Genomic DNA, 12,030 nt, shown 5'->3' on the forward strand with positions numbered 1-12,030 from the left:
CGTTAATATCAACGCTCTTAACGTTTATTACATTATACAGCTTTGTAAAGGAAGGTATTTAAAACAGTTGATTTGGGGGACGTTTGGGGGGACCTTCAAAAACGCGGGCAGGCGCAGGACTCATAGCAAAACAGCGACCACTCAAATTGAACGGTCGCCTTTCCCAATTTCACTAACAATATTCTACGCCGATTATTTCCGTAACCGGAATCCTCTCAGAGCCGAACGGATTATCAAGCACAATAAAATTGGATTGCAAATCGATTATTTTTATTGCGCCGCCACGCGTCATGATTTCGGCATCCTTCCATGTCTTGATTAGGATTTGTTGTTTGCTTTTATACACGGTATCAATTGCTTCCTGTATACCCTGCAGCTCCCACTCACTAAGTCCTGGACTCTCAACTTAATTTTCCGCATCCAACCAGTGTTTAATTTCGACGTTATATTCTGGTAACATTATGCCTGCCCACTTGATATTTCCGCGGTCCCAAATCATGCGAATCCTCTTACCCTTTATGTCCGCCGACTAGCTTAGATCGTTTGATAGCTGTTCCAGACTCAGTAAGTGAGACAGCACTTAATAATGCAATGGACCATAGCGAGTTCTAATTTCGTCCACAACGCACACCAACTTACACATTTCCCATTTCCCGTCATCGAATAAGTTTAGCTGCATCGATTGTTCATCTTCCAGTTTTGTGACTGATACGGAAATTTGCCGTACTGCTTGATGGCTATAATTTTCGTTCAACAATTCTTTACAGACAGCGTAATTTAGCTTGTCATTCATATTAAATCATCTCCATCATTTAAAATAGCGGATGAATAGTTGAATCAATGCCTAAAATCCCCCGTGCCCACGATTCGCTTAACACTATATTCTCGGTGCGTAATTGGGAGTTTTGCACGGTCGTCAATTCACGTTGAACCTCTGAATAGTTCTGCTCGAGACTGATGATCCTCTTTTCTTGGTCCTGCACCATTTCCCATATGTTCTTCCCCTCCATTTGTCACCTCACTCCCCTTTCGTTCTGTTTATGAGAAATTAACAAGAACGCCCCATATGGACGTTCTTGTTAATTGCTTAATGCATACAGTTACTCGTTTTTTATATGTAACCGCAAAACTAAAAAACAACCAGTCCATACACTCTTTCGGTTGATCGACCGGATATTTCAGAAAGTTTTTATCATAAAAACTTGTGATATTGGCGTATTTTCAAAACCACTTGCCAGTAAAGATGAAACTACACGACCATCTCCTTTTAAAAAGTTATAAGTTGTACGATTGATACATTGGTCATATTCTAATGCGTAAGCAAGGAGTTTGGTTAGAGCATCTTCTTCATTCCCATATTCCTTCACCTGAAATAAAGTTATGCTTTCCGTCTTATTGCCAAACACACATTTTTTCCGAATAAGACAAGCTGCCTGCACCTCTCCATTCTTTGAAATCATCACAGCTTCTCCACCTAGTTTTGGCGTGTTACTAGCATCCGTTTGCCAAGGGACGATAGTTGAAAATAAATCTGATCCAATAGATTGGGTAGCCGGAATTCTTATTATTTCATAACTGTCTAGATCCGGTAACTTACTATCTAAAATTTCATTTGCACGTAAAAAGAGTAAATCGTCCTCTACTTTGTAACCACACTTTTCATATAAAGATATAGCAGCCTTATTTTCAGAAAGCGCCTCTAAGGTTGCTATAGAAACATTAAGTTCCTTTATAATTTTTTCCGCTTCCTCCATCAAGGAATAACCCAATTTCCTCCCCCTGTATTCTGGAATAATACCAGTTCCACCATTCCAAGAAATCTTTTGACCATCCACTTCTCTAATTCCTTGGAGCACAAAGCCGATTGGAACTGTTCCATCAAATGCAACGATGGATAATGCCGGAGATAATCCATCGTTACCAAAACGACTTACGAATGTATCAAAAGATAAATTCATCGGCACTAAATAGCCTTTAAATCCACGATTAAATAGGACATGCGCTTCTTCAAAGCTTAATGAAGACATCAATTTATACGAAATATTCATGGCTTACCCTCACTTTTTTAATGAAATACGAAACACCTTATGATAAATATTTTATTAATATTTCCTGATGAAATGTCAAAAAATGATCCCAAAACGGAAGACGAAGATCGGGTAATCAATTAAATGGCCCGATTGTTGAACCCAAGTTAAACAACACTCTTCAACTAACCTACTCCGTTAGTTCAAAAAAAGCTACCTTGTAAAAGTAGCCGATTCTTCAACTAAAGCAACCGTTGATGCAACAGGAAACCCAAATTCATGAAAAGTTACACCAATCTAAAATTTTCCGATTCAAGTCTGTTTAACCAGTTATGAACTAATACGTTAAATACATCAGTTTGTTCGATTTGTAAGTTGTGACCAGCCATATCAAGCACTGCAAAAGTTGCTCTTGGGTAATCTTCAATTAGTCGCCACGCATCGTGGTATCCGACTACATTGTCCTGACGCCCTGTAATAACTAGCGTGGGATATTCAAGTTTATATGAAATATCGAAGGTGAAGCCATATCCATTTTGACGAATTTGATCTAAGAATTCATAATTTGATTGTTTAGAAGGAAGTAAAATTTCGTTTCTAAACCTCTCCCATTCAGTTTGACCTTGCACTACCCCCATGGAGCAAAATTTATCAGCATCCTCTGGAGACAAATGCGATATCAAGTTGTTGTCTCTTTTGAGAATGGCCTGCTGTGGCACTACCCTTTCATCGAATTCAGGTATAGTCAATGGCGCCATCAACAGTAATCCACGAACTGTGTCCTGCCGTGAATGGACTATACCTCTGGCAATGTACCCGCCATATGAATTACCACAAATAATAAACGGTTGACCAGGGATAATCTTGTCCAAAAGACGTAATATCGCTTCTAAAATATCCTCAGAGTTCTGAATAGATAATTGTGACTCGGAATGCCCCATACCCGGTAAGTCTATGTATATTCTCTTCCAACCGCTTCGTTTCTCGAATAACGGTTCCATTGCATGTAACATCACTTGATGGTCAAGTGTCCAACCATGCAACATAACGATGGGATATCCTTCTCCAATTACTTTATGGTAAATCAACATGTATTTGTTTCCCCTTTCCTTGTAAACCAGATGTATCGACACGGACATTTAATCCCCCCATACATATATCGCAATTTTAACAACCTTCCTTGTTCTACGAAACTGCCCCCGTTAGTTGAAGAAGAACAGAGCATGGTACTTGATTCGGCTCCATTAATACGAATACCTCTTTTATTCTACAAACAAAAAGGCGACCGCTCCGTTAAAGGATAGGCCGCCTTAGACTTCTTAGTCTTTATTTCTAAATACATTATTTGAATACTGAATGGGTGCTCAGTTCAATTCAAATTTAAAGTCGACTTTTTTAGAAAGTCATTTTTTTGAGTTTTTCTGTGATCTCGAACAATACCGGAGTTATCTTATTGCAATTAAACTATTCACGTTTCCTGATCAATACAAATCCTCAGCCGTCTTCTTCATTTGCAGATATGTTACAGGATTATGAAAATCTTCTTTGACAATGTAAAGGCTTTCACAAGCAAAATAAAGATGTTCAAGCCAATCAGCTTCGTTACATTTGATGGCTTCGTCACATTCCTTTTCTATATATGGAACACTTATTGTCTTCCCTAAGATCCCAAAGAGCTCGATGGTATCTAATGCTCCAGGCCAATTTCTATCTTGTAATAGGCTTGCTAGTTTCGGCAAAGCTTTTCTATTTCTCGGATAACCCATTTCCTTCAAAACGCACACTCCGTTTTCCCAACACGACTTGCCATATTTCGGGATTATCATATCAACTTTCTCAGGAGGAATCTTAGATAGTATCTAAATAGCCTCTTCTTGAATTTCCTTTGGAAGTTGCCAATTCAAGTTATATACATAATAATTGATTTCTTCATCTTCTATATTAATATAGTCTCTCATAATTACCATCCCTAGTTTTTTGATGATATTGAAATCGCTTGCAATAGTCGAGTAAATTTATGTGATTTCTTATCTGCATTCACCCTAGAATCTATCCATCCCTGCATATCAGAAGCTTTTACGGGCTTGAAGGAAACATGAGTTCCGTTACAATAACAGCCTTAGGTACCTTTGTACTGTCAACTGCTTCCTTTCTTGTAACTGTAAATTTACCTTTAGGCATTGTTGTGTAATAAGATAATCCAGTCTTATCTGTAGTTCTTGGCGTATGATTAGTTGTTGTCGAGAACCTCCCCTATAAATTATAGTAGGATTCTTACGTTTTAATCGCTCTTCTAGCTCAGCTTTTATTTTGTCTTTTGAAACAGCTATAACAGTAACTAAGCTTGCCGCAAGTGCCATTGCAATTAAATGTTCTAAAACTCATCCCGCGATAGGAATTAATGGAAGAGCAATCCTTGGGGTTACAATACCATTCTCAAGTCCATCCGGAGCAGGGAGCACTTTCCCTTCTCTAATTTGCGCTTCTTTTAATTCTTGAATGTCTAATTCTTCTCTAGTATTGACGTCGTATGCTTTCGCTTCATAAGTGTCATCGGTTATAAAATAGGTTAATACATATTCGATATCATCATAGATAGTCGAAAAAATTCATTGAGTAGGTGTTTCTGCAAAATCAATTTGCTCAGTTTGTAAATAACTTTGTAATTCTGAAGTTACTTTTACACTTTCAAGATTAGTCTGTGCTGACGCAATATTGTTAATTTGAAAAACACCAAAAAAGAACATACTAAAAACTAGTGCTAGAGTGATAACTTTTTTCATTAATTTCAATATCTTTTCCTCTCCTTCGATGGATCTATTCACTAGTTAATATTTCCCAATTATACCATTTAGTGATTGATTGTCAACAGTAAGTCGAGGACCACGACGGAATTCAATGTCATTTTCAACAAAGATTTCTATATGGGTACCGACATCAATATCCCTGGTTTTTCGCAGTTCTTATTCAAATATTGTTTTCGTTTGTTTAAAAACAACAGGTTAGAGAAATAGATATAAATTGCCTCACTGATTAACTTTCCACTTAATTCATACTCAAACCACATTCTAGAAAAATATTTCACTCAAATTACTAGTATTATTGAACAAGAAATAATTATAGTTGTTATTGTAATTTGTATTTTAAGTATATTTAGATAGTAACCATCTTCTAGTAACTTCAAAAAATTTTTTAGTTGCTGGTGAGGACGGTTTTCTTACTGCTAATCCAATCGTTCGATAGCTATCTATTTCAAGTGGAATAGCCTTTATAGAATCGATGGATTTCGGGATAATCATTTCTGGCATAATACTAATCCCCAGATTATTCTCTACCATTGAAAATACCGAATTCTCATTCATATTTTCGAATCTAATATTAGGAGTTACTTTGTTCTTCTCAAAGATTTTTTGTATATCATGATAGCATTGATAATTTGGCATAATAAAAGGAACACTTTCGATTTGTTGAATAGATATTTTTCTTTCCTTACTTAATGGAGATTGGTCTGATACAACACATAAGAGGCGGTCTCTCTTCAATTGCGCGATTTCAAACGACTCTAAATATGTTTCATTATTTATAAACCCACAATCTAATTTTCCACTTTGTAACCATTGCTCAATCTCTGTATAGTTGCCTTCCAATAGTTCTATTTCTATATTAGGATAATCATCTTCCATTTCTTTAACAATACTCGGAATCCAATTTGTTGATATACTAGTAAAAACTCCCACCCTTACTGTTCCTTTGTTTAGACCATTGATGGCGTCCACTTCTTGTCTCAACATGTTGTTGTAATATAGAATTTTTCGAGTAGTAATTAATAGATTTTCCGCATTTTTTGTCAAGGTAATTGTAGAGTGGTTACGAATAAATAAAGGGAAAGAAAACTCTTTTTCCAAACTGGTTATAGCATGACTAACAGCAGATTGAGTAACTCCCAATGCTTCTGCAGTTTTAGTAAAACTATTTAGCTCTGCTACCTTGTTAAAAATTTCATACTTAACTAAGCTCATTAACGCTACCTCCTCATGAATTTTATTCATGAGGTTCATTATAATTTTTCGCTTTATTAATTACAACCCTCTGCTTATACTAAGCTCATGCTTTATTTTACAAATTGTTTTGATAGATAATTTAGTGGTGAGAGGATGAGATATGATGCAAAAAGTATTAATAACAGGTGCGGCAGGTAAGATTGGTCAAGATGTCGTAAACATTTTAGGTAGACAGAGAAACTACCAGTTAAAATTAGCAGATATTAACTTACCTACTTTAGAGGTTTTCAAAGATACGAATCATGAAATAATTTATTTAGATGTATCTGATTTAGCAGCTTGTCAAGAAGCAATCAAAGGGATAGATTTAGTTATACACTTAGCTGGTGATCCTTCACCAGAAGCTGATTTTTATGGCTCATTATTAGAAAGTAATATAAAGGGGACATATAATATTTTTAGGGCCTCTAAAGATAATAACGTATCCAAAGTAATAGTTGCTTCTAGTGCTCAAACAATCGAAAGCTATCCATTAGATTACCAAGTGAATACTAATTCACCTATTAGACCTAAAAATATGTACGGAGTCAGTAAATGTTTTGTAGAGGCGGTTGCTTCATATTTTGCTTATGCAGAAGATTTGCAAAGCATCGCTATCCGCATAGGAGCGTATGATGATTATAACCCAAATGGAAAACCTCTCTCAGCCCGAGATATGAGTGCATACCTAAGCCCTGAAGATTTTATTGACCTTCTTTTGAAGTCAATGACTGCAAAGGACTTACCCCCCTTTTCGATTTTACATGGTATTTCGGACAATAGGTTTAAACGACTTGATATTGAAGAAACGAAAAAATTAGTTGGGTACACCCCAAGTGCGGATGCATTTGAACTAAGCGGGATTAAGTTATTTGATAAATAGAAAGTCCAAATAAGGAATAGGTTAAATTTTGATTGTCCCCCAAAAAGGTCATCCCCAGCGAAAACATCTTGAAAAGCCACAACATATTGTACCGCAGTTTTCATTGTCACTACTGTATATTGTGCCAAAAGTCCATTTAAACCTTTTGGAGTTTGAATAATTTTATGATATATTTTTCTTTTCTAGAGTCAATACCAAGAATGCACTGTCTTGGCAATAAAAAAGCGTCTCCTCCATAATCTAATCTGTGAGGGAGCCGCTTTTTACTTTGTTCTTACTTATTTACAGCATTGGACTTTAATTTCGTTTTAGGAATGGCCAAAACGATTCGTCTTTCGATTGGATCTGTCATTATTTCAACCCTCTCTGCTTAAGCGTTCGCTCCTGTTGCATCGCTTTATCCGTGAGATTTATTATTACCATAATGCTAAAGGTGTTAAGTTATGGGGTTATCGACATCGTTATTATGACGCACTGGATAAGCGTCGCAAAAAGTCTGCCCAAGGGTTGGTATCGGAAACCGTAGTAATTAGGGCAGTGGTTGAAGTTAAAACTAATTTAACAGTTTCCGAATGGATGGACATTTGGTATGAACAGACAGAACGACAATGGGCAGTATCCACCCGTTCGCTTAGAAGCGGTATAATCAGCGATTGAATAAAACCGCTACTCGGGAAATATAAATTGTCAAAATTAGATAGAGCCACTTATATAAATGAATACATTTGGCCTATCTACTAGAAATGTCGTTATAATTATTAGTTGCACTCTACAAGTTATAGACTTAATCTACTTGCAAACCGCAAATTATTGTTAGAATAATTATTTGTAAATTGCAAATTTTAAATATAGCTAAACTCTTAGGCTCCTCCTAGCTTTTCCCCTAATACATACATAGAACGAAGCACGGTTTCTCGTTCAAAATCATTCATAGAAGCCAATGCCATCTCCATTTTTGCAGCAATGATTTCATTGATGGAATTCATCATCTTACTCCCCTTTTCGGTTAGCGATAAGAGATAGATTCTTCGATCCCCTTCATAGGGGGTTCTGACGACAAGCTCTTTCTTTTCTAACGTATTAATTTGTCTAGAAAATGTCGTGATGTCCATTCCGATAGCTTCAGCCACAGCTTGCATGGATGGTTTTGTTACTAATGAAATCTCATAAAGAATAGAGCTTTGTACTACAGAAACCGTAGCACAGCTTGATTTATGAATCGTCCGCATGCTTTTCGATAATGAGTGAAAAATAGGAATGATTTTATCCATTATAACTCCCCCCGCCTTCCATTTTCATAATTATATAACAATATACAAGTGAGTGCTTAAGTTAAAAGAAACGCGCCCAATATAAAAAGGGCGCGTTTGACATTAAGCATATGTAATTTCGTCTTCATCTTGAATGTCAATACCACTTTTGAGATGAACCGTCGTCTTTAAAATAAGGGTTTGCACTTCAGTTTCGTTCTCCCATCGCTCGTCAGGCACCATTTCAAATGAGATCATCCAAGTTTCTTTTGATTTGATATCGCTCATTATTTCAATTGATTGTTTTGCAATGATCACTTCATCAGTTTCCGACCGTTTTAACAATTCGATTTCAATATAATCGACGAGCTCGTCACTTTCATCTCCATCAATATAAACCGTACCGGAAAGCGTTTCTCCAAATGCAATATTCGGTCCATCGACGTTTGTATTGACGGTCATTGACCCGTATTCAATCGTTGACGTAAATTGCCTAACCATTGTCTATTCCCCCGATTCTTAATTGTCCACATTTTCGTAATGTAGATTGTCATTCGCTTCATGTTTATTATACCTTAATTTAAACAATTTGAATAAATGGTTTACAAAAACTTTCAATAATGCATACCCCGGAATACCAAGAACGACACCTGGGACTCCGAATAACGATCCTGCCGTCAAGAGGACGAAAATAATCGTTATTGGATGAATACGTAATGATTTACCCATAATTTGAGGTGATATAAACTTACCGTCGACTAATTGAACGATTGTCCATACCGCAGCTAACTTAATGAGCATTAATGGAGATGTCACAATCGCAATGATAACTGCAGGTGTAATCGCGATAAGTGGACCCAAATAAGGGACTACACTTGTAAACATTGCCAAAACGCCAAGTAATAATGCATACTTCATGCCGATGATCAGAAACCCGATAGATACCATAATACCGATACAAATTGCAACAAGTATCTGTCCTTGAATGTACGAACTAATTTGACGATCTGCATCGTGAAAAATGACTTCAGCATCATCGCGCATGCGGGGCGGCATCATCTTAATAATGAGCTGTGGAAGCCGCTCCCCATCTTTCAGCAAATAAAAAAGGATGAACGGAACTGTTACAATGGCTAAGATAAACCCTGTCAGTGCTGAGATAAATGAAGTGATCCCAGTCGCAATGCCACCAACCGTGTCCGTAAAGATTTTTCCGATATTACCTTGCACAGAATCTAAAAGCGTATTCACATTGATATCCAATCCTTCATAATAGGATGCGAAAATGGATGTACGCAGAAATGCATCACTATTAATCAATAATTGTCCGAAATATGAAGGAAACTCTTCAACAAGATTTTGAAACTGTATTTTCAAAAAAGGTAATACGAGAAAGACTAGCAAAGTAATAAGACCGATAGCCCCAATAAATATGATTAATATTCCCCAAATACGTGGTATTTTGATCTTTTCTAATAAACGTAAGATGGGTCTTAGTAAATAATAAGCAATCGTGGCGAGTATGACTGGCAATACAACGGTTGAGAAGAAGACGGTAATTGGATAAAAGATAAAAGATATTCGATTGAAAATGAGAATGATTAAACCAATCAATAAGATTGAAACAAGGACGAATAACGTACTTCGTCCCCCGAGAAACCGAATCACATTTGATGTTGTTCCATTTTTCTTTTCTACTTCTGTAGCCGTCGTCGACAGCTTCTTTTCATCCAATTCCATCGGCATCCCCTTCTAACGTCAAGATTGTTTCATTAATCTAACTGCATACTTAGAAATTTTGAAATCGCTTCTTTATTTTTTGCAATATCTACTTCGATGACTGAGCCAGCGTGTGAATACGACTTAAATGAATACGAACCTTCCACGGGCACAGTCATTGTTTCAATATCTACCCCTTTTTTCAACAGAAGAGAAATCGCACGTGAAATTTCATCTTTTGCCGTCAGATCTGTGTCTACGAAGCCTGACAGCGCACCTGCAAGTTTTGGTACATTAGCAATCATCCCCGGTCGCATCGCTTCTTTTTTAAGAGCAGCAATCACTTCCTGTTGACGGGCGACTCGTCCGAAATCGCCTTCTGCATCTGCCCGGAAACGAGCATAGCCCAGCAACTCTTTGCCGTTCAATTGTTTTTTCCCAGGCGTAAGTGTAACGCCTATTTTTTCGGACATCTCTTTTTGGACATCAATTTCAACACCGCCTGGAAATGCAATATCGACAATCGATTCAAAGTTAGCGAAATCGACGATTGCATAATGATGTATAGGTACACCAAACATGCCTGTTATCGTATCTTTCGTAGCCTGCAACTTACCCAGATAATAGGCGGTGTTTAACTTATACGACTTGTATCCCGGAATATCTGCATAAATATCACGCATAAATGAGATGACCCGCATCTGGCCTGCACTCTTATCCCACGATAGCACCATCATCGTATCCGTACGTGACCGCCCGCTGCCATCATCATCTACACCGAGAAGTAAGTAATTTTCAACTGACGTATATTTCGGATCTGCTGCATCCCCTTTAAATGGACCCGGCTCAATTCCGTTGTCTGCTGCCAGTGATTTCCCGGCCTTGTATTCAAAATACGAATAAAGTCCGGCTCCGATAAAACAGAGTGTAGCTATTAAAAAGATGACCCTGCCGATACGAAGTTTTTTCTTTCTACGTCTTTTCGGTAATGGCCCTTCATAATTATCTTCCATTATTGATTCCTCCAAAAAATGATATCCCCATTAGGACGAACAGGAAGTCTCTTGGTTGCGTGCGACTATCTCGATTATACCATGACGACCCGCTATGGATAACATTAACTGTTTCGAGATAGCTTTTCTTCCGTTCATATAGTTATATCCAGTGAAAATTTATCTATAAGCAAGAATTTGCGGCATTTCCCCCACTTCCCTCTATATGGTGTTGCATATGTTACATAGATGTTCGTTCAGAAAGGTGGTGGAAAATATGGGACGTGAATACGGAGGAGGAGAAGGTAATTCTTTCGCTTTGCTAGTTGTGCTTTTTATCCTATTGATAATCATTGGCGCAAGCTATATCTATTAATAGAGAAAAGCTAATCAAATTACAAACGCTCATGGATACCTCTCTATTAGAAAGGGCGCTTAACCGGCGCCCTTTTTCGCAATTCAATTAGATTGTAGGCAAACAACTATTTTCTCTGAAACTACTTATGATACAATTCACTTATGTAAATTTGGAAGGACGTTGATGAAGTTGACTGAAAAAACAGTTGAAAAAGCAACATTTGCTGGCGGTTGTTTTTGGTGTATGGTAAAACCTTTCAAAGAATGGGACGGTATCCAAGACGTTATATCAGGTTATATGGGTGGACATGTTGAAAACCCTACATATGAAGATGTCAAAAAAGGCGACTCCGGTCATTTGGAAGTCGTCGAGATCACATATAATCCAGCCATTTTTTCTTATGAAAAATTGTTAGATGTGTTTTGGCAACAGATTGACCCGACGGATGCATACGGACAATTTCAAGACCGAGGCCATTCGTACTCAACAGCGATCTTCTATTATACAGATGCACAGCGCCAAATTGCGGAAAGGTCTAAAGAAAAACTTGATGCAAGTGGTACATTCTCTAAACCAATCGTTACGCCTATTCGTCCTGCTCAAACATTTTACCGTGCTGAAGAGTATCACCAGGATTATTATGTAAAAGAGCAAGAGCATTACAATGAAGACCGCGCACTTTCCGGTCGGGATGAATTTATCACGGGTCACTGGTCGTAATATGATGTATTGGACTGACCGACATTGAATTAAGTTATCGT

At 37.4% G+C, this 12,030-nt stretch carries 15 protein-coding genes and 1 pseudogene; 4 read left to right on the forward strand and 12 right to left on the reverse strand.

The window, feature by feature from the left end; all coding sequences use genetic code 11:
• Window positions 1-172: 172 nt before the first annotated feature.
• The 8 genes and pseudogenes from MKZ11_RS16720 to MKZ11_RS16755 form a co-directional block, all read right to left on the reverse strand.
• Window positions 173-391 (reverse strand): annotated as a pseudogene (locus MKZ11_RS16720) (YolD-like family protein); the annotation flags it as partial.
• 189 nt (window positions 392-580) lie between these two features.
• Window positions 581-793 (reverse strand): DinB/UmuC family translesion DNA polymerase, encoded by a 213-nt coding sequence (locus tag MKZ11_RS16725; RefSeq protein ID WP_340795501.1) that lies wholly within the window; start codon window positions 791-793, stop codon window positions 581-583.
• 19 nt (window positions 794-812) lie between these two features.
• Entirely contained in the window at window positions 813-1,010 is a 198-nt protein-coding gene (locus MKZ11_RS16730) for a hypothetical protein (protein WP_340795502.1), read from the reverse strand.
• A gap of 168 nt (window positions 1,011-1,178) precedes the next feature.
• Window positions 1,179-2,048, reverse strand: a complete 870-nt coding sequence (locus MKZ11_RS16735) for a GNAT family N-acetyltransferase (RefSeq protein ID WP_340795503.1) — start codon at window positions 2,046-2,048, stop codon at window positions 1,179-1,181.
• A 266-nt stretch (window positions 2,049-2,314) separates the two neighbouring features.
• Window positions 2,315-3,118, reverse strand: coding sequence for an alpha/beta fold hydrolase (locus MKZ11_RS16740; RefSeq protein ID WP_340795504.1), 804 nt, complete (start codon window positions 3,116-3,118; stop codon window positions 2,315-2,317).
• 390 nt (window positions 3,119-3,508) lie between these two features.
• Window positions 3,509-3,802 carry a hypothetical protein gene (locus MKZ11_RS16745; RefSeq protein ID WP_340795505.1) on the reverse strand — a complete coding sequence of 98 codons (294 nt, stop codon included), beginning with the start codon at window positions 3,800-3,802 and terminating at the stop codon, window positions 3,509-3,511.
• 834 nt (window positions 3,803-4,636) lie between these two features.
• On the reverse strand, window positions 4,637-4,819 hold the full coding sequence (locus MKZ11_RS16750) for a hypothetical protein (RefSeq protein WP_340795506.1): 183 nt from the start codon (window positions 4,817-4,819) through the stop codon (window positions 4,637-4,639).
• Window positions 4,820-5,170: 351 nt separating this feature from the next.
• Window positions 5,171-6,046, reverse strand: a complete 876-nt coding sequence (locus tag MKZ11_RS16755) for a LysR family transcriptional regulator (RefSeq protein ID WP_340795507.1) — start codon at window positions 6,044-6,046, stop codon at window positions 5,171-5,173.
• Between the two features lie 145 nt (window positions 6,047-6,191).
• Between MKZ11_RS16755 and MKZ11_RS16760 the strand changes: the two genes are divergently transcribed.
• Window positions 6,192-6,950: an NAD-dependent epimerase/dehydratase family protein gene (locus MKZ11_RS16760; protein WP_340797036.1), complete on the forward strand. Its 759-nt coding sequence runs from the start codon at window positions 6,192-6,194 to the stop codon at window positions 6,948-6,950.
• A 387-nt stretch (window positions 6,951-7,337) separates the two neighbouring features.
• The gene (locus tag MKZ11_RS16765; protein WP_340795508.1) at window positions 7,338-7,607 is read left to right on the forward strand and encodes a hypothetical protein; all 270 of its coding nucleotides are present in this window, start codon (window positions 7,338-7,340) and stop codon (window positions 7,605-7,607) included.
• 203 nt (window positions 7,608-7,810) lie between these two features.
• Here MKZ11_RS16765 and MKZ11_RS16770 read toward each other — a convergent pair whose 3' ends face one another.
• From MKZ11_RS16770 to MKZ11_RS16785, 4 genes are all read right to left on the reverse strand, one after another.
• Window positions 7,811-8,221, reverse strand: coding sequence for a MarR family winged helix-turn-helix transcriptional regulator (locus tag MKZ11_RS16770; protein WP_340795509.1), 411 nt, complete (start codon window positions 8,219-8,221; stop codon window positions 7,811-7,813).
• 102 nt (window positions 8,222-8,323) lie between these two features.
• Window positions 8,324-8,701: a sporulation protein gene (locus MKZ11_RS16775; RefSeq protein WP_340795510.1), complete on the reverse strand. Its 378-nt coding sequence runs from the start codon at window positions 8,699-8,701 to the stop codon at window positions 8,324-8,326.
• 18 nt (window positions 8,702-8,719) lie between these two features.
• On the reverse strand, window positions 8,720-9,940 hold the full coding sequence (locus MKZ11_RS16780) for an AI-2E family transporter (protein WP_340795511.1): 1,221 nt from the start codon (window positions 9,938-9,940) through the stop codon (window positions 8,720-8,722).
• Between the two features lie 32 nt (window positions 9,941-9,972).
• Window positions 9,973-10,932, reverse strand: a complete 960-nt coding sequence (locus MKZ11_RS16785; protein WP_340795512.1) for an LCP family protein — start codon at window positions 10,930-10,932, stop codon at window positions 9,973-9,975.
• Window positions 10,933-11,188: 256 nt separating this feature from the next.
• Between MKZ11_RS16785 and MKZ11_RS16790 the strand changes: the two genes are divergently transcribed.
• Together MKZ11_RS16790 and msrA are read left to right on the forward strand one after the other, a co-directional pair.
• The gene (locus MKZ11_RS16790; protein ID WP_340795513.1) at window positions 11,189-11,287 is read left to right on the forward strand and encodes a YjcZ family sporulation protein; all 99 of its coding nucleotides are present in this window, start codon (window positions 11,189-11,191) and stop codon (window positions 11,285-11,287) included.
• A gap of 165 nt (window positions 11,288-11,452) precedes the next feature.
• Window positions 11,453-11,989 (forward strand): peptide-methionine (S)-S-oxide reductase MsrA, encoded by a 537-nt coding sequence (msrA, locus tag MKZ11_RS16795; RefSeq protein WP_340795514.1) that lies wholly within the window; start codon window positions 11,453-11,455, stop codon window positions 11,987-11,989.
• Window positions 11,990-12,030 lie beyond the last annotated feature (41 nt).

Origin of the sequence: Sporosarcina sp. FSL K6-1508 (genome assembly GCF_038007465.1) — a bacterium.
GTDB lineage: Bacteria > Bacillota > Bacilli > Bacillales_A > Planococcaceae > Sporosarcina > Sporosarcina psychrophila_B.